This window comes from Mycobacteriales bacterium (genome assembly GCA_040902655.1).
Taxonomy (GTDB): Bacteria; Actinomycetota; Actinomycetes; order Mycobacteriales; family SCTD01; genus SCTD01.
In genome coordinates, this window is the sequence record JBBDWV010000041.1 from 1 (window position 1) to 17,206 (window position 17,206).

General features: G+C 71.0%; 20 protein-coding genes and 1 tRNA gene. 12 read left to right on the forward strand and 9 right to left on the reverse strand.

Annotated elements, in window-relative coordinates; translation table 11 throughout:
• Positions 1 to 7: 7 nt before the first annotated feature.
• Positions 8 to 202: a hypothetical protein gene (locus tag WD794_11490; protein MEX2290934.1), complete on the reverse strand. Its 195-nt coding sequence runs from the start codon at positions 200 to 202 to the stop codon at positions 8 to 10.
• Between the two features lie 1,094 nt (positions 203 to 1,296).
• On the opposite strand from WD794_11490, the gene WD794_11495 reads away from it, so the two are divergent.
• Complete coding sequence (locus tag WD794_11495; GenBank protein MEX2290935.1) at positions 1,297 to 1,530, forward strand: DNA-binding protein; 234 nt, start codon at positions 1,297 to 1,299, stop codon at positions 1,528 to 1,530.
• Positions 1,531 to 2,106: 576 nt separating this feature from the next.
• Here the strand turns inward: WD794_11495 and WD794_11500 are convergent.
• From WD794_11500 to WD794_11510, 3 genes are all read right to left on the reverse strand, one after another.
• Positions 2,107 to 2,706: a hypothetical protein gene (locus WD794_11500; GenBank protein ID MEX2290936.1), complete on the reverse strand. Its 600-nt coding sequence runs from the start codon at positions 2,704 to 2,706 to the stop codon at positions 2,107 to 2,109.
• A 260-nt stretch (positions 2,707 to 2,966) separates the two neighbouring features.
• Positions 2,967 to 3,039, reverse strand: a tRNA-Lys gene (locus WD794_11505).
• A gap of 31 nt (positions 3,040 to 3,070) precedes the next feature.
• The gene (locus WD794_11510; GenBank protein MEX2290937.1) at positions 3,071 to 3,439 is read right to left on the reverse strand and encodes a hypothetical protein; all 369 of its coding nucleotides are present in this window, start codon (positions 3,437 to 3,439) and stop codon (positions 3,071 to 3,073) included.
• A 110-nt stretch (positions 3,440 to 3,549) separates the two neighbouring features.
• Between WD794_11510 and WD794_11515 the strand changes: the two genes are divergently transcribed.
• Together WD794_11515 and WD794_11520 are read left to right on the forward strand one after the other, a co-directional pair.
• Positions 3,550 to 4,692 (forward strand): acyl-CoA dehydrogenase family protein, encoded by a 1,143-nt coding sequence (locus tag WD794_11515; GenBank protein MEX2290938.1) that lies wholly within the window; start codon positions 3,550 to 3,552, stop codon positions 4,690 to 4,692.
• The gene (locus tag WD794_11520) at positions 4,685 to 5,194 is read left to right on the forward strand and encodes a PaaI family thioesterase (protein MEX2290939.1); all 510 of its coding nucleotides are present in this window, start codon (positions 4,685 to 4,687) and stop codon (positions 5,192 to 5,194) included. Before WD794_11515 ends, WD794_11520 begins: the two co-directional genes overlap by 8 nt.
• A gap of 17 nt (positions 5,195 to 5,211) precedes the next feature.
• Here WD794_11520 and WD794_11525 read toward each other — a convergent pair whose 3' ends face one another.
• From WD794_11525 to WD794_11535, 3 genes are all read right to left on the reverse strand, one after another.
• Positions 5,212 to 5,787 (reverse strand): TetR/AcrR family transcriptional regulator, encoded by a 576-nt coding sequence (locus tag WD794_11525; protein MEX2290940.1) that lies wholly within the window; start codon positions 5,785 to 5,787, stop codon positions 5,212 to 5,214.
• 133 nt (positions 5,788 to 5,920) lie between these two features.
• A complete protein-coding gene (locus WD794_11530) occupies positions 5,921 to 6,781 on the reverse strand; it encodes an NAD(P)H-hydrate dehydratase (protein MEX2290941.1) in 861 nt (286 codons plus the stop codon).
• Positions 6,768 to 7,532, reverse strand: coding sequence for a histidine phosphatase family protein (locus tag WD794_11535; GenBank protein ID MEX2290942.1), 765 nt, complete (start codon positions 7,530 to 7,532; stop codon positions 6,768 to 6,770). Before WD794_11535 ends, WD794_11530 begins: the two co-directional genes overlap by 14 nt.
• A 110-nt stretch (positions 7,533 to 7,642) precedes the next feature.
• Here WD794_11535 and WD794_11540 point away from each other — a divergent pair, with 110 nt between their 5' ends.
• Both WD794_11540 and WD794_11545 read left to right on the forward strand, forming a co-directional pair.
• A complete protein-coding gene (locus WD794_11540; protein ID MEX2290943.1) occupies positions 7,643 to 8,005 on the forward strand; it encodes a hypothetical protein in 363 nt (120 codons plus the stop codon).
• Entirely contained in the window at positions 8,002 to 8,301 is a 300-nt protein-coding gene (locus tag WD794_11545) for a DUF3817 domain-containing protein (GenBank protein ID MEX2290944.1), read from the forward strand. Before WD794_11540 ends, WD794_11545 begins: the two co-directional genes overlap by 4 nt.
• A gap of 2 nt (positions 8,302 to 8,303) precedes the next feature.
• Here the strand turns inward: WD794_11545 and WD794_11550 are convergent, their stop codons facing one another.
• Both WD794_11550 and WD794_11555 read right to left on the reverse strand, forming a co-directional pair.
• Positions 8,304 to 8,840, reverse strand: a complete 537-nt coding sequence (locus WD794_11550) for a chorismate mutase (protein MEX2290945.1) — start codon at positions 8,838 to 8,840, stop codon at positions 8,304 to 8,306.
• Positions 8,770 to 10,911 carry a choice-of-anchor B family protein gene (locus WD794_11555; GenBank protein MEX2290946.1) on the reverse strand — a complete coding sequence of 714 codons (2,142 nt, stop codon included), beginning with the start codon at positions 10,909 to 10,911 and terminating at the stop codon, positions 8,770 to 8,772. Before WD794_11555 ends, WD794_11550 begins: the two co-directional genes overlap by 71 nt.
• 213 nt (positions 10,912 to 11,124) lie before the next feature.
• Here WD794_11555 and WD794_11560 point away from each other — a divergent pair, with 213 nt between their 5' ends.
• The 7 genes from WD794_11560 (at position 11,125) to WD794_11590 (ending at position 17,101) form a co-directional block, all read left to right on the forward strand.
• On the forward strand, positions 11,125 to 11,742 hold the full coding sequence (locus WD794_11560) for a hypothetical protein (protein ID MEX2290947.1): 618 nt from the start codon (positions 11,125 to 11,127) through the stop codon (positions 11,740 to 11,742).
• A gap of 13 nt (positions 11,743 to 11,755) precedes the next feature.
• A complete protein-coding gene (locus tag WD794_11565; GenBank protein MEX2290948.1) occupies positions 11,756 to 13,606 on the forward strand; it encodes a GMC family oxidoreductase in 1,851 nt (616 codons plus the stop codon).
• A gap of 49 nt (positions 13,607 to 13,655) precedes the next feature.
• Positions 13,656 to 13,832, forward strand: a complete 177-nt coding sequence (locus WD794_11570; GenBank protein ID MEX2290949.1) for a hypothetical protein — start codon at positions 13,656 to 13,658, stop codon at positions 13,830 to 13,832.
• A gap of 80 nt (positions 13,833 to 13,912) precedes the next feature.
• Positions 13,913 to 14,152, forward strand: coding sequence for a hypothetical protein (locus WD794_11575; GenBank protein ID MEX2290950.1), 240 nt, complete (start codon positions 13,913 to 13,915; stop codon positions 14,150 to 14,152).
• 158 nt (positions 14,153 to 14,310) lie between these two features.
• Entirely contained in the window at positions 14,311 to 15,339 is a 1,029-nt protein-coding gene (locus tag WD794_11580; protein MEX2290951.1) for an NAD(P)-dependent alcohol dehydrogenase, read from the forward strand.
• 17 nt (positions 15,340 to 15,356) lie between these two features.
• Positions 15,357 to 16,424 (forward strand): amidohydrolase family protein, encoded by a 1,068-nt coding sequence (locus WD794_11585; GenBank protein MEX2290952.1) that lies wholly within the window; start codon positions 15,357 to 15,359, stop codon positions 16,422 to 16,424.
• Positions 16,424 to 17,101, forward strand: a complete 678-nt coding sequence (locus WD794_11590) for an iron-sulfur cluster assembly protein (GenBank protein ID MEX2290953.1) — start codon at positions 16,424 to 16,426, stop codon at positions 17,099 to 17,101. Before WD794_11585 ends, WD794_11590 begins: the two co-directional genes overlap by 1 nt.
• The last annotated feature ends 105 nt before the right edge of the window (positions 17,102 to 17,206 follow it).

Here is a 17,206-nt window from a genome sequence, read left to right on the forward strand (position 1 = left end):
AGGATCTTCATCGGCGTGTCGCCCGCGAGGCGAAGGTTGCCGGCAGCGGCACTAGCCCGCTGACCGTGTACACGTCCGGGTGCTGGCGGAAGAAGCTGAGCATGACGCGTGGATCGTCCGCGTCGTTGAAGCCCAGGCTCGTGCGGCGAGCCTCCAAAGCGACCACCACAAGAGCCGCGACCCCCGCCAGGATCGCGGCCACGCCTCCCTGTCTGAGCCCCCTCACCCAGGGATCTCGCTGCCTCCCTGACGGCCTCTGCGCGGCGAGCATGATCGGAGTGTCTCAGCCGTCACAGACGGTACGCAAGCCTTCCCCAGACGGGGCTGCTCGAGCACCGAACGCCCCTACTGCCGAGGCGCGAGCAGCAGCAGAGCCCGAGCAGCTACACCCCCTGATCCCGACGGCGCCGTCCGCAATGATCAAACAATGCCCGGCTCCTCCTGCGCCGTGGGTGCTCACACCCGCCCCGGTGCCTGCAGCACCGACGACCAGGGTCGCGGCACGTGCGCGCCCCGCGGCAGATGGGTGCGTCGCGCAGGTCAGCCGGTGCGGAGCGGCCACGCTTGCGCACGCCGGCAATCCGTACTGGTCGTCTTGCTCCCACGAACCTCTGGATCGCTGCTTCTGAAGCACGACGATCAGTACGAGCGCGTCCAGACCGGTTCCGCGAGCAGGCGAGCGAAGCGCAGCGCGCTTCTCGGCATGAGCGGTCGCTACTCTGGTGTCACCGTCGTCGCGGCCGAACATCGCACCGGCAAGGCGCGTGGTCAGTTGCCGGGGCTGTTGCCGCGCGGGCGGCACGCGGCTGAGTCCGCAAGGCCCGTACGCGGTCGGTAGCCGAGCAAAGCGGGCGCCGCCGTCACCAACACAGGGTTTAAAGGTCGGCGCACCTTCAGCGGCACCGGTCCCAGCGCATTCCAGGGCGGCAAGCAGCCCGGCAACGGGAGGCGTGATCGTGCCACCCATGCGCCCAAACCGGTCCGGAGGTGTCATGGAAGTCGTCAACGTCGACCCGTTGACCGTGCTGTCAGTCACCGTGACCAGCGCCACGCGCAGCTCCGACCACTCACGACGACGCGCGCCGCAGGCGAGCCGACCGACATCGTCCTTCGGGACGCCATCGGCACGGAGCAGACCCTTCATCTGCCGCACCCTGGCGACCGTGGTGCGCCACCTCGGCTGCCTCGTGGCCGTGACCTCGTCGCGGCCAGCACAGGCTGGGCCCAGCGAGTCCGCCGATGAGCATTGCGTCAGCAGCCGACACATGCCTCCATCGGTCTCGGGACGGCCCCGCCGTGGATGAGGACGACCTGCGCCAGCTGCCGGTCGTGGTGGACCTGCTGACCGCGGCGTCCGTCTTGGGCATCGGTCGAACCAGCGCCTACGAGCTGGTGCGCACCGGCCGCTGGCCGACACCCGTGCTCCGTCTTGGCAGCAGCATCCGCGTCCCGACCGCCGCACTTCGTGACTTGCTCAATCTCTCCACAGAAGGTTCGGAGGCTCAGGCACATGTCGCCGCCGAGCGGTAGAACGTCAGGGAAGCGAGAGGAACGGCTGTGAAGGGCTCGACTTACAAGCGCTGCGGCTGCGTCAACCCGGCCGGCAAGTCCCTCGGTGCTGACTGCCCCCGGCTCAAGGGCAGGAATCACGGCACTTGGTACTACTACGCCGAGCTGCCCGCCACCGGCGGTGGCGCTCGGCGGCGTCAGCGACAGGGTGGCTTCGCGACCCAGCGGGACGCGCAGGCGGCGCTGGTCGACCTGCTTGACCGGGTCCAGAAGCGCACGCACGTGGAGGTGGGGCGGCAGTCGGTGGGGGAGTACCTCGACTCGTGGATGAGCGGGAAGGTGGGTCTGCGCTCCAGCACCAGGCGGTCCTATGCCGAGCACATCCGGCTCTACCTCAAGCCGGGACTGGGCCATCACCGGCTCGCAGAGCTGACGACCGCGGACGTCGAGGATCTCTACGACGCACTCCGGCAACTGGGACGCGGGGACGGCGATGTCACCCGGTCACTGACCTTGGCGCACCTGCTGGAGTGCCGGGTGACGGCCGCTAGCGCGCTGAGCCCGGCTACGGTCCGCCGGGTGCACGCCACCCTGATGTCAGCGCTGAACACCGCCGCCAAACGCCGGCTCATCGCGTTCAACCCGGCCGCCTACGTGGAACTCGAGAGCGGACGGCGACCCAAGGCCGTTATCTGGACCGAAGAGCGCGTCGCGGCCTGGCGCGCCACGGGGCAGCGGCCCAAGGTCGCGGTGTGGACACCCGAGCAGACGGGCCGGTTCCTCGACCACGCCCGGAACGACCGGCTCTACCCACTGTTCCACCTCGTGGCCTTCCGCGGTCTGCGCCGCGGCGAGGCCGTCGGACTGCCCTGGACCGACGTGCACCTCGAAGGCGGCACCGTGACGATCAGCGAACAGATCATCCAACTCGGCTGGAAGACCGAACGCGGAGCCCCCAAGACCGATAGCGGCGCGCGCATCGTGGCCTTGGACGCCGACACCACCGAGGTGCTCCGCGAGCACCAGGACCGGCAGCGCACCGAACGCGCCGCCTGGGGCGAGGGCTGGGTGCACAGCGGCCTGGTGTTCACGCGAGAGGACGGCAGCTCGCTGCACCCAGCTTCGGTCACCAGCCGGTTCGAGCGGCTGATCCGGGACGCTGACCTGCCGCCCGTCCGCCTTCATGATCTTCGCCACGGAGCTGCGACGCTGGCTCTCGCCGGCGGCGCCAACCTCAAGGTCGTCTCGGAGATGCTCGGCCACTCCTCGATCGGGATCACCGCCGACACCTACACCAGCGTCCTGCCCGAAGTGGCCCGCGCAGCCGCCGAAGCAGCCGCCCGGCTGGTGCCCCGGATGAGGCCGACTGGCAGTCGCGTCCCCATCTCGTCCCCATCTGAGCCCCGGAACGACGCTGGGCCTCCTTCCATGAGGAAGAAAGCCCAGGTCAAACAGGGTGCGCCGCCAGGGACTCGAACCCCGAACCCGCGGATTAAGAGTCCGCTGCTCTGCCAATTGAGCTAGCGGCGCTGGTGCAGGCGAAGACGATAGCAGTCCGTGGTCAGGCGCTCTCGGGAGGCGGCGGCGCCGACTCGGCGCTCAGTGAGCGCAGCCCCTCGGCCGCCCGGGCGTCCCGCAGCAGGATCGCGAAGTCGTCCGGGTGCAGCTCGGCGAGCGCCTCGGAGGCGGCCCGCCGCGCCCGCCGCTCCCGGACCTCGAGGTCACCGCTGCCGACGCTGCCGAGCCGCGGCCCGCGGTCGACGGGCGCCGCCGGCGGGCGCGGTGCGGCCGCCCGAGACACGACCACGGACTTCCTGCGCGGGGCGGGCGTCGGACTGGTCAGGCAGGCCCGGCAGGTGGTCGCCTCGCCGTCGAACTCCCCGGCGGCCTTCACCTTGCGGCACGAGTCACAACGTCGCCAGCCGCTCACGGATCCCCTTCACCTGCGCCTTCCCGGACCACCCCACCGTACGTGCCTCTCCCGACCCAGGGGCAGCCGGCCGGGGGCGCGGTGCGTGAACGACCGCTAACGTGGCGGGCATGCAGTCCACCCTGTACGAGCCCGAGCACGACGCCTTCCGGGGATCGGTCCGCGGCTTCTGCGCCAGACACGTCACGCCCTTCCACGAGGAGTGGGAGGGGCAGGGCATCGTGGACCGCTCGGTGTGGGTCGAGGCGGGCAGGCAGGGGCTGCTCGGCACCGACGTCCCCGAGCAGTACGGCGGCGGCGGCACCGCCGACTTCCGCTACAACTGCGTCGTCTCCGAGGAGCTGACCCGGGTCGGCGCGACCGGTGTCGGCTTCACCCTGCACAACGACGTGGTGGGGCCGTACCTGCTGGACCTGACGACCGACGAGCAGAAGGAGCGCTGGCTGCCGCCGTTCGTGCGCGGCGAGATGATCACGGCCATCGCCATGAGCGAGCCGGGTGCCGGATCGGACCTGCAGGGCCTGAAGACGACGGCCCGCCGGGACGGCGCCGACTGGGTGCTGTCGGGGTCGAAGACCTTCATCACCAACGGCATCCACAGCGACCTCGTCCTGGTGGTCGCGCGCACCGACCCGGAGAAGGGAGCCCACGGCTTCTCCCTGCTCGCTGTCGAGCGCGGCATGAAGGGCTTCGAGCGCGGCCGCAACCTGGCCAAGGTGGGCCTGAAGGCGCAGGACACCGCCGAGCTCTCCTTCGACGACGTACGGGTCCCTGCCGGCAACCTCGTCGGCCGCGAGGGGGGCGGCTTCGTCCACCTGATGGACAAGCTCCCGCAGGAGCGGCTGTCCATCGCGGTGATGGCCGTCGCTGCGGCGCAGACGGTGTTCGACCTGACGCTGGACTACTGCAAGGGCCGCAGCGCCTTCGGCCGGCCGATCGGCAGCTTCCAGCACAACCGCTTCGTGCTCGCCGAGCTGGCCACCGAGATCGAGATCGCCCGCCACTACGTGGACAAGGCGGTGCTGGAGCACAACGCCGGTCGCTTCACGGTGCAGGACGCCGCGATGGCGAAATGGTGGACGACCGAACTGCAGAAGCGCGTGGTCGACGCATGCGTGCAGCTGCACGGCGGCTACGGCTACATGCTGGAGTACCCGGTGGCCAAGGCCTACCTCGACGCCCGGGTGCAGACCATCTACGGCGGGACGACGGAGGTCATGAAGGAGATCATCGGAAGGTCGCTCGGTGTCTGATCACGATCCGGTCCTGTCCCACCTGCGCGAGGTCGTCGGGCGGCTCGACGACGACGTCCTGCCGCCGCACTACCCGACCTGCCTCGGCTGCGGCCCGGAGGCCCCGGAGGGCTACCACCTGCAGGTCCGGCGTGAGGGCGACGGCGTCGCCACCGAGCACGTCTTCGAGGCGCGGCACAGCGGCGCGCCAGGCATCGCGCACGGTGGCGCCGTCGCCACCGTCGTCGACGACCTCCTCGGCTTCCTCCTCTACGCCCTCCGGGCGCCGGGCGTCACCCGGCGGCTGGAGGTCGACTATCTCCGCCCGGTGCTGACCGGCGTGCGGTACGTCGTACGCGCCCGCGTCGACCGCCGCGACGGGCGCAAGATCTGGGTGTCCTGCGTGGGCGCCGACCCCACGGGCGCCGAGGCGTTCACGGCGGTGGGCCTGTTCGTCGTGGTGGACCTCAGCCACTTCTCCTCGGCGACCTCGGGCGGCGGCCAGGATCCCGTCACGCCCTGACGGTGCGGCCGGCGGGATCAGCGACGGCGGCCGAGCAGCGCGGACAGCGCCGTCTCGCGCAGCAGCACCGCACGCCGCCCGGCCTCCATCGACACCGGAGTGAGCGCCGTGCCGTTGAGCATCGCCAGGGTGCAGCCGGTCACCACCGCCACGTCGGCCGGGTCGAGGTCGTCGCGCAGCCGGCCGAGCACCTCGTGCCAGGGCTGCTCGTAGGCCTTCATCCGCCGGCGCAGCGACCGGCGGACGCCGTCGGACAGCGCCCGCGCCTCGCGTACCCAGACCCCGATCAGCGCGCGCTCCTGGACGGCGAACGCCACGTGCAGGTCGACCAGCGCCTCCAACGCCGCCTCCGGATCGCCGTGGGCTGCCGGGATCCCGCGTGCGCCCGCGAGCATCCGCGTCATCGCCCGGTCGCAGAGCGCCTCGAGAAGTGCTGCCTTGCTGGGGAAGTGCCGGTAGACGCCGGGCCCGCTGATGCCCGCCGCGGCACCGATGTCGTCGATGCCGACCGCGTGGAAGCCGCGTTCTGCAAACAGCTGCGCCGCCGCCTCGAGCAGCTGCTCGCGGCGGGGCGGCGCAGTGGCGGTGGTCACAGCCCCAGGCTAGCGGCGCCGGTGAGCACTCGTTAACGCCCGCTGGTCGGCCGACCCGGAACGCGCTACCGCAGCTCGTCGCCAGGTGCACGGTCGACCCGCCCCTACCCAGCCGCGGTAGGGCGCACCAGTGTCAGGGTCGCAGCTGGCCCAGCACGGTGGGCACCACCTCGAGCAGCTCCCGGGCCAGGAAGCCGACCCGCCCGAGCCGCGCGGTGAGCAGGTCACCGGCCGAGGAGTGCAGGTACTGGCCCCAGACGCCGGCCTGCGCCGGTTCCGCCCCGCACGCGAGCAGCCCGCCCGTCAGGCCGGCCAGGACGTCACCCGAGCCCGAGGTACCCAGCCCGACGCCGCCGGCCTCGACAGACCACCTCCGGCCGTCCGGCGCGGCCACCCGGCCGGGCGCGGACACCACCGCGTCGTACCGCTGGGAGACCAGGCCGGCGGCCGCCTCGTCCGCGAGCTCCTCGCCTCCGTGCAGCGCGGCAAGTTCGCGCGCGTTCGGTGTCAGCAGCCCCACCCGGCCCGCCAGCAGGCCTGGGTCCTTCGCGAGCGCCTCGAGCGCCACCCCGTCCAGCAGCAGCGGCGTGTCGCCGACGTGCGGCAGCACCCGGCGCAACAGCTCGCCGGCACCGTCGGTGTCGAGCAGGCCTGGTCCGAGGACGACCGCCGAGGCCCGCTCGCTGCGGTCCAGGACCTGCCCGGCCGCTGTGGGGGACAGCGAGCCGTCGGGCGCCGCCGGCAGTCCGACGACGGCGGCCTCGGGCACAGCCACGCCCAGCGTGACGGCGGTGGCCTCCACCGTCAGGATCTGCAGCTTCCCGGCGCCCGTACGCAGCGCCGCCAGGCCGGCCAGCAGCACCGCCCCGGGTGTGCTCGTCGAGCCGCCCACGACCAGAACGGTGCCGCGGTCGTACTTGTCGCCGCCCTCCCCCGGCTCGGGCAGCGGCCAGCCCCGCAGCAGCCGCGGCGTGACGACGTCAGCGGGGAGCACGGGGGGCGTCCGGCTCGGCGGTGACGACCTCGTCCTGCTCCTCGAGCGGTGTCGCCTCGTTGTAGCGCTCGAGGACCAGCCGGCCGTTCCCGGGGTCGTACCGGTAGGAGGTCACCGAGCAGTTCACGACCTCTGCCTCCGCGTCCAGCGTCAGCACGCCGGCCTCGTCCATCCCCTCGAGGACGTAGCGGACCAGCAGCACCACCACCTGGTGCGCCACCACCAGCACGCGCTCGCCCTGGGCGTCGAGCCGGATGTCGTCCAGGACGGCACGCAGCCGCTGCGCGACGTCGGTCCAGGATTCGCCGCCGGGCGGCCGGTGGTAGAACTTGCCGACCAGCGCCCGCCGCTCGCTCTCCTGCGGGAACTGCGCGGTGATGCCGCGCCGCGTCAGCCCGTCGAGCACCCCGAATTCCCGTTCGCGTAGCCGCTCGTCCACCACCCGCGGAAGGTCCAGGCGGGCCGCCTCGAGGGCCAGCGCCGCCGTCTCCTGCGCCCGCACGTACGGCGAGGTCCACAGCACGGTCGGGCGCTCGCTCTCCGGCTGGTCGGCGATCCAGCGGCCCAGCGCCCGCGCCTGCCGCCGGCCGAGGTCGGACAGCGGGACGTCCACGTCGCGGCTGGTCAGGTCCAGGCGTTCGAGGCCGTCTGCCTCGGCGGCGTCGCGGGCGACGTTCCCGGCGCTCTCACCGTGCCGGACGACCCACAGCGCCGCGGGCCAGGGCGCGTCGGGCCCGATGCGAGGCAGCATGACGACCTCCTTGCCCCTGCGCACCGGCATCACACGGCGCGGCGGGAGCCGGCCGGAGCAGGAGTCCGCCGGGCAGGCGGGCGCCGCGCTGCGCCGGTAGCCTGAGGCAGGTGCGCAGGGCCTTCGTCTCACCCCGGTGGCTCGGGTGGCACGCCCTGCTGCTCGCGTCGCTGGTCGTGCTCGGCCGGATCGGCTGGTGGCAGTGGGACAAGGCCCGATCGCAGGGCGACTGGCAGAACTACGGCTACGCCGTTCAGTGGTGGCTGTTCGCCGGCTTCGCCGTCTTTCTCTGGGTCAAGATGATCCTCGACGAGCTGGACCCGCAGCGGATCGAGCCGCCCACGGCGGACCGGGCGGAGCTGCCGCAGCCGGACCGGCGTCCGCAGGCCACGCCGGCCGCGGCCGAGGACGACGACGAGCTGGCCGCCTACAACCGCCACCTGGCCTGGCTCGCCGAGAACAGCCGCCGGTGAGCGGCGCGCTGCAGCGTTACCGGGTCGTCGCGAATGTCGTCGGTGTGGTGCTGGTCGTCTTCATCCTCATCGCCGTACCGGTGCGGTACCTGTTCGGCGAGCCACGCATGTCGGAGACGATCAGCCCGATCCACGGCTTCCTGTACCTGGTCTACCTCGCGACGACGGTGGACCTGTCGCGCCGGGCAGGCTGGTCGGTGCTGCACACGCTCGGCGTGATGCTGGCCGGCACCGTGCCGTTCCTGTCCTTCGTGGTCGAGCGGCGTACGACCAGGGGGCTGCGGGCCACCGTCTGAGCTCAGGCGGACGGGCCGCGGCCGAGCTCGAGCAGGGCGAGGGCGATCGCACCACCGGGCCGGCCGAGCTGGGCCCGCCACCGCCCGACGACGTCGTTCTCGCGGGCCTGCACGACGCGCGGCCCGCCGACCGCCCGGCGGACCTGCTGGACCTGCTGGCTGAGGGCGATCCGCTCGCGGACCAGGCGGACGATCTCGTCATCGATGGAGTCGATCCGGGCGCGACCGGCCTCGATGGTGAGAGTGCTCATGGGTGCTGCCTTCCTGGGAGGAGGAGTCCTCGACCAGGAGCGCAGCGCCGGGTCGAGGACCCGGGCTGTCGTTGCGGTCAGGCGAGCGCGACGGCGACCGGAGTCCGGGAGCCGTAGAGAAATCGCTGCGTCTGCACGTCCAGGACTGTAGCCGACCCGACCGATCCGCGTTGCGGCATGCCGAGCACGCCGACCAGCTCGCTGCTGCGGCCGGCCGCTACCCGCCGGTGCGGGCGGTCCCGGTGGGCCGGCCCTTGCGTACCTCGACCGGGATCTGCACCGAGTCACGGACCCCAGGATCTGCGGCGGAGGTCGCGGTGAGGGTCAGGGTGTAGGTCCCCGCACGTGCCCGGCGCGGTACGTCGATGGTCACCGCCAGCTGCTCGGTGTCGCCGGCTGCCACGGCCACGGACCCCGCCTGCACGGTCCAGCCGTCCGGGACGTCGTCGGCCGTCACCGTGTAGATGTCGTCGTCGCGACCGGTGTTGTGGACAGTGACCCGCGCGGTGCCGCTCTCGCCCGCCCGGATCTCCACCGGGCAGGTCTCGCAGCTGACGCCCACGCCCACGCCCACGTCCTGGCGCCTGAGGAGGAACAACCCCTCGTCGATCCCGCTCACGGCGATCGTCCCCGAGGCGAAGAACGGGTAGTTCGACCACGTCCCGTCGAACGTCGCGTCGGTGTGCGCCGGGTAGGTGTCGAAGAACGCCACCTCGCTCATGCTTGCCCGCTCGACGTCCGCCACGTCCAGCACCCGAAGGCCCGCGGTGTAGTTCGACTGGTAGACGAACCCGCCGTGCACGTAGTTGTTGTGGTCGATGGACTTCGTGGCATGCATGTGCTCGAAGTGCACCTTCGGGGCGTCGAGGTCCGAGACGTCCAGCACGATCGTCCGGGTGTTGGTGTCGAAAGTCTGCTCGTCGAGCTCGTCGTTCAGCAGCAGGAACCGGTGGTCCTCGGTGAGCGACCCCTGGTGCGCGTAGGCAACATTCTTGTAGGCGGTCGTTCCGAGGGTGACGGGAGCTGCCTTGTCGCTGACGTCGGCGATGACGACCTTGTCCTCCGCGGAGTTGAAGCAGACCTCCCTGCCGGCATAGTCCTGGTCCGGTCCCTTGTAGACCACGCAGGTCGTGTCGTGGACGTAGGCGGCGGGGGAGAGTTCCGTGGCCGGGCTGCCGACGCTGCGCGCCGCCGTACCCGGGCCGCCCTCGGCCAGGTAGCACCCGGCGAACGACGGGTTCTTGGGCTCACGGATGTCGACCATGTGCAGGCCGGACAGGCACTGGTCGGGGGCGACGATTCCCGCGTTGCCGCCGACGATGTAGGCGAAGCCGGTCTCGGTGTTGATCTCGAGGTTGTGGGCGGCCCAGTTCAGCCGGTAGATGGCGTCCCTCTCGAACACCTGGCCGGGCTGCTCGACGTCTCGCAGCCGGGTCAGGTCGAAGACCGTCATGCCGTGCGGCTCGGACTCGCTCACGATGAAGGCGTGGTTGTCGTAGACCTTGATGTCGTGCCAGATCTGCTGCGCCACCGCAGGATTCGGCAGCTCGCCCAGGTAACGTGGTGCGGTCGGCTCGGTGACGTCGAAGAACGCGACGCCGTTCGTCTTGCCGATGATGACGTACTCGCCGCCGCCCTCGGGGTCGCTCCAGCCCCACAGGTCGCTGATGCCGGCACCGCTGAACTCCTCCTGCGGCACGAACGCCAGCAGGTCGATCCCCTTGCACTCGAAGGGACCCGCCCGGCCGTCCTCGCACGCCACGTCGGTCATCGCCGCGAGCGGCTCCCTGGTGTCGGTGAGGGTCACCTCGACCGTCGTGCCGGCGATGACCGCGTCGCGCGCCGCGAGGATCTCGGGCGAACGGAAGACCTCCATCGCAGGGATGCCGCCGGTGATCGCGGTGCCGTTCGTCGTGGGTTCTCTGCCCTCGGCCGGGATGACGACCAGGCCGATCGCCCCCGCCGCCTCGGCGGAGGCGACCCGCTGGGCGAAGGTCGCCGCTGGACAGACGTCCGCCGGATTCGTCTGGCTCTGGAGCCGCTCGGTGAGCGCGATCTTGCCGCGGACCTGGTCGGCGACCGCCGCGTAGCTCGCGGGCGTGCAGCCGGTCCCGGCATAGACCAACGGCGCGGTCTCGTCGGCCACCTCCGGCGTGCCGGCGTACTGGAAGCCGGGGAGGAAGCCGGCCAGATCCGCGGGCGAGTTGATCTGGACACCGATCCCGGGGGCCGGGTCCTCGTCACCCGGATGCAGTCCGGGATGGGCGGCCGCCCCTGGGGCCACGACGAGGGCCCCGAGCAGCGTCAGCGCCAGGCCGACGACGACGGACGGTCGGCGGTTGCGCGCGTTCCTGGTCATGCCCTCTCCTCACCTCTCCGCGGCCGGCCGGCCGGACCGGATCCGGGGCACGCGGTCCCGACGGACACATCTCTGTCGGTTCTTCGACGGCAGCGGTCGAACTCCTCCCGCCGGGCCCTCGCTACCGAATGTGGTGGTCCCCGAGCCGATGCGGTCGTCCCCGAACCGCGTCGGTCGGCAGGAAACCGCTCGCCGGCGCAGAACGTGGTGTGCGTGGACCTGCCCCTCACCGAGCAGTCGGAGCTGACCCGGCGGGCGCTGCTTCGCCGCGGAGCGGCACTGGCCGCCCTCGGCGCCACCGCCCTGAGCCTGCCCGAGGTGCTGTACCGGACGCCGTGGACCGGCCTGGCGGCGGCGCAGACGCTGCCGACGACGCTGGCCACCTTCACCGCCGCGGTCGAGGCGGTGACCGGTGTGCCCGACGAACCGGCCGCCGCCTGGATCATCCGGGAATTCGACCGCGCGCTTCCGCCGCTGCCCGAGCAGGTTGCGGTGACGGCCGCCGTCGCTGCCGTCCTGGACGCACACACGGTGGCGGGGGCGCACGGGCCGCGCTTCGCGCAGGTGAGCCCGGACGACCGGCGGGCGGTGCTGCGGGCGATGGTCCTGGGCAGCGAGCCCGACATGCGCCAGATCGCGAACCAGCTCATCCCGTTCTGCGCCTTCGCGTACTGGACCGACGCCACCCTCGACGAGCCGGCCACACCCGACGGCCCGCGCCTGGACCGCTGGCGCGAGGTCGGCTTCCCCGGGCCGTCGCACGGCTACGCGGACAGTTACACCCAGGGCGGCCCGAGCGGGTTCGCCGCCATGACCGACGCCGAGCCGTAGGAGCGACCCGACATTGGCCGACTACGACGTACTGATCATCGGTGCCGGCGGCGGCGGCCCCGTTGTCGCCAAGGAGCTCGCGGAGCAGGGTCTTCGGGTGCTCCAGCTCGAGGCCGGCCCCTACCACCGGGACCCGGAGCGGGCCTGGACGCACTCCGAGGCCGACATGAACAACGTCGTCGGCGGCACCCTCCGCTGGGGGCCGTCGGACCGGTTTCGGTCACCGTGGGTCCGGCGGGTCGTCGACGCGGGTCTGGTGCAGCAGATTGCCGGCGTCGGCGGGACGACGCTGCACTACTTCGGCAACTCCCCGCGCGCGTACCCGCTGGCCGTCGAGCGCGGCGGGTGGCCGATGCCGTACGACGACCTCGTCCCGTACTACGAGCGGGTGGAGACCCTGCTTCCGGTGATCCGCGACCCACGGCTGCCCACCAAGGACGCGTGGTTCCTGCACGGTGCCGCGCGCTTCGGCCTTCCGGAGATCCCGGGTCGTGACGTCCGCTCCGCCGGCTGGCGCCCGCAGTACAACGCGATCCTGCCGCCCGGCTACGCCGGCCCCGGGCGATCGCTCGGAGCGCCGGGAACCGGTGGCTGCAACCAGTGCGGACACTGTTACGAGGGCTGCATGCACCCCCACGGCGTGCCGCTGGACCAGCAGGCGAAACGCTCGACGAACGTCAGCTACGTGCCGTTGGCCGAGGCCCACCAGAACTACCGGCTGGAGACCGACGCCTTCGCCACCCGCATCCTGACCGGCACGCGCGGGGGCGAGACCGTCGCGACCGGCGTGCGTTGGCGCAACACCCGAAGCGGGGAGATCAGCGAGGCCACCGCGGAGGTCGTGGTGCTGTCCGCCGGGTGCGTCGAATCCCCCAGGCTGTGGCTCAACTCGGAGCTGCCCGACGCGAACGACACGGTCGGTCGCTACCTCACGATCCACTGGTTCGACTTCGTCACCGGGACGTTCGACCATCCGATCCACCCGTACGTCGGCCAGAACTCCCAGTCCCGCGTCGACGTTCCGGGCCTCGGCTGCCTCGAGACGGTGGGGCTCGGACCCGGGAAGTTCGGGTTCGGCACGTCGACGTTCTCCGACCAGTGGGGCTCCGACGACAACAGTCGAGGCGAGCCCTGGGACACCAGGGGCCATCTGACGGGTCAGCAGTTCGAGCAGATGCTGAGCGGGTACGACCGGTCCCTGCCGGTGCTCGTCATCACCGACGACGAGATCTCCCGCGAGAACCGGGTCACCCTGGACCCGGCGTGGCCGGCCGACGAGCACGGCCGGGTTCCGCTGCTCGCCTACCGGCCCACGCCCGAGAGCGACCGACGGCGCGACGAGCTGGCACGGATGGCTGCGGACATCCTGCGCGCAGCCGGTGCGCGCAGGGTGCAGCGGGCGTCCTGGCCGCCGCTGTACCTGCACATGCAGTCCTCCATGCGCCGGGGCCGCGACCCGAGGACCAGCGTCGTCGATGCCTGGGGGGAGGCGTGGGAGGTGAAGCGGCTCTACCTCGCCGATGCGTCGTCCCTGCCCGACAGCCTCGGTGGTCCGAACCCGACCCTGTCGCTGCAGATGTTCGCTACCCAGACCGCCGAGCGGATCGCGGTCGAGCACTTCGGGCGGGCGCCGTTCGTGAAGGAGGGGCTCGGCCGCACGACGCCTGCCGGTTTCGCGCCGCCGCCCCGCACCTCCGGCGGTGCGACCGGCGTGCCGTTCGACGCGACCGCCGGGTCGCGCGGCCGGGCGCTTCCTGCCACCGGCGCGGGACCGCTCGCGGCCGGCGCGGCGGCGACGACTGCCGCCGGTGCCGTGCTCTACCAGATCAGCCGGCCGCCGTCTGCTCGACCAGCAGACGGGTGAGCCGCCCCGGCGGGTGACCTGGGGGCGCCTCCGGCCCTACCTTGGCGCTGTGACTCGGTATCGATTTCTCGACGGTATGGGCGACGTGGTGGCAGAAGGCGACTTTCCCGACCACGCGGAGGCGTGGGTGTGGGCCGTGGACGACGAGGGACCGGAGGAGGAGGTGCAACGCGTGGAGTACTTCGGTGAGGGTGGCTGGCGTTGGGCCGGTGCCCCGCACAGCTGAGCGAGCGTCGTGCATCTTGACGTAGCCCCGTGGGGTCCGGAGGCTCGGACGGAGCACACACCCACAACGGGAGGACCGACATGACGGAGACCGAGAAGATCGAGACCTTCAACCCCTGGACCGTGGTCAACGTCGTCTTTCACCATCTGGCTGACAGCGGTCTGCATCCTGTGCTCGGCGACGCCGGCGACCCGGCGGTCCCCGCGGCGGCACTGCTGCGCGCACTCGGCATCGAGCCCGGCCGCAACGACGAGGTCGTGACCTCGCCCGGCGTTCAGGACGAGTTGGCCGCTCTGCGCACCCGGTATCTGGGTGAGTAGTTGCTCGCCTCGCTTCGCGCGCCCGTCGGGAGAACCGTCCGCCCCACGACCGTCTCACATTGAGACGCCACCCCAGCGTGGCGCTCCGTAAGTTCGCTGCAGGGCGACACGCTGTGGTCGCCTCAAGGACCCGGGTCCCAGACGCGAGGAGAATGCCGGTGCGAGCAGTCCGCGTGCACAAGTACCACACCGATCCGACGATCGACGACATTCCGGAGCCGTCGCTACAGGGGCCCCTCGACGTCATCGTCAAGGTCGGAGGTGCCGGGGTCTGCCGCACCGATCTGCACATTCTCGAAGGCCAGTGGGCCGAGGCCATGGGCCCCGACCTGCCCTACGTCATCGGTCACGAGAACGCCGGTTGGGTGCATGCGGTCGGCGAGGGCGTCACGAACGTGGCCGTCGGCGACACGGTGATCCTGCACCCGCAGCCCTCCTGCGGCCTGTGTCGCGCCTGTCGAGCAGGCAAGGACATGCAGTGCGAGAACGCCTTCTTCCCCGGCCTGTCGAACAACGACGGAGGCATGGCGGAGTACCTGCGTACGACGGCGCGGGCCTGCGTGAAGCTGAACCCGTCGACCGACCCGGCGGACGTCGCGGCGCTCGCCGACGCCGGGATCACCGCTTACCACGCCGTGCGCAAGGCGGTGCCGTTGCTGTATCCAGGAACCACCGCCGTGGTGCAGGGAGCCGGCGGTCTCGGGCACATCGGGGTGCAGTGCCTGGCCGCTCTCACCGCCACCCGGATCATCGTCGTGGACCGGAACCCGGACGCGCTGGCGCTGGCCAAGGACATCGGCGCGGACGAGACCGTCCAGGCCGACGGTAACCATGTCCAGGCGGTCAAGGATCTCACCGAGGGCCAGGGCGCCGAGGTCGTCTTCGACTTTGTCGCCGAGCAGGGCGCCGAGAGCGACGCCTGGGCCATGACCGCCCCCGCTGGTTCGCAGTTCGTCATCGGCTACGGCGGAGAGTTGTGCATTCCCACGCTGGACTTCGTGGCCGGCGAGAAGAACGTCATCGGCAATATTGTCGGTACCTACAACGATTTGGCAGAACTCATGGTGCTGGCCCAGGCCGGCAAGGTCACCCTGCACACCAAGCAGTACCCGCTCGACAAGGCGCTCGATGCCTTGCACGACCTTGACGCCGGTCGCGTCCGCGGCCGCGCCATCCTCGTCCCGTAGCCAAGAAGGAGCCCACGATGTACGAGAAGAACGGCGAAAAGTACTTCATCGTCGACTCCCACTCCCATTTCTGGGACGCCAGTCGGGAGAACTGGAAGCCTGGTGCGGAGGAGTACGCCAAGGGCTGGATCGACTGCTTCTACGGCTACCACCAGCTGGGTCCGGAGAGCACCCGCTGGGACTACGAGAAGTACCTGAAGATCACCCCGGACCAGTTCGAGCAGGACATGTTCGTCGACGGGCACGTCGACAGGGCGATCTTCCAGTCGACGTACCTGAAGGAGTGGTATTCCGAGGGCTTCAACACCGTGGAGCAGAACGCTCAGCTGCTCGAGCGGTTCGGCGACAAGCTCATCGTCAACGGGCGGTTCGACCCGCGTGAGGGCGAGGCCGGGCTGAAGCAGCTGGAAGCCGACGCGAAGAAGTACTCGTTGAGGGGCGTGAAGCTGTACACCGCGGAGTGGAACGGCAGCTCCCGCGGCTACAAGCTGACCGACCCGGAGTGCTACCGCTTCCTGCACAAGGCGCAGGAGCTCGGCATCAAGAACGTCCACGTCCACAAGGGCCCGACGATCTGGCCGCTGGACAAGGACGCCTTCGACGTGTCGGATGTCGACCGAACGGCGACCGACTTCCAGGGCCTGAACTTCGTCGTGGAGCACGTGGGTCTGCCGCGGATCGACGACTTCTGCTACATGGCGGTGCAGGAGCCGAACGTGTACGCCGGCCTCTCCGTCGTGACCGGCGCCCTCATGCACGCCCGGCCGAAGTTCTTCGCCCGGGTCATGGGTGAGCTGCTGTTCTGGGTGGGCGAGGACAAGATGCTCTTCGGTAGCGACTACAGCATCTGGGAGCCCAAGTGGCAGGTGGAGGGTCTTGTCGACTGGCAGATGCCTGACGACGAGGCCTTCACCGACTATCCCCGGCTGACCACCGCGAGCAAGAAGAAGATCCTGGGTCTCAATGCCGCCAAGCTCTACGACATCGAGGTGCCCGCCGACTGCCGGATGCCCGAGACGACCGCCGGTGAGAACCTGCAGCCGAACGAGGAACTGGTGCTCGGCCTCGCCGGCGGTAACTCCTGATGCTGCGCGACGCGGTCTGGCGTGCGTTGGAGACGGTGCTCGACCCGGAGCTGGACGAGCCGATCACCGACCTCGACTTCGTCGAGTCCTACACCGTCTCCTGCTCGGGGGCTGCGTCGGTCCGGCTGCGGCTGCCGACGTTCTTCTGCGCGCCGAACTTCTCCTTCCTGATGGTCGCCGACGCCCATGACGCCGTCAGCCAGGTTCCGGGCGTGACCCGGGTCGACGTCACGCTCACGGGCCATCACGCGGCGGACGAGATCAACAGCGGAGTCGCGGCGCAGGCCGGCTTCGTGTCCTCCTTCAGTGGGGAGGCCACGGCGGAGCTGGATGAGCTGCGCAGAGTGTTCCTGGCCAAGGCCGCGCTGGCTGGCCAGGACCGCGTCGCGCGGCCGCTCGTCGACGCCGGCGCCTCCCCGGAGCAGCTGGCCCGGCTGACGCTTGGTGAGGTGCCCGACTCGGTCGACCTGCGTCGACTCACGCAGCGCCGGGAGGCGCTGGGGCTGCCCGCCGACGACAAGGCCCCGCTGCTCATCTCTGCCGACGGAACTCCCGTGACCACCGCGGAGGTCCCGTTGCACCTGCGGCGTGCCCGGCTCACCCGGGTGGGGATCGAGACGAACGGGGAGTACTGCAAGGGATTGCTCGCGGTCAGGTACGCCACTGCCGCGCCCTGAGCGCGTCGTCGACTGCCCGTGACCCGAGCGGTACGAGCAGCCGACCGACCACCGAGCAGACTTGGACGACCCGCGTGCCCCTTCCACCGGGGGCGCGCGGGTCGT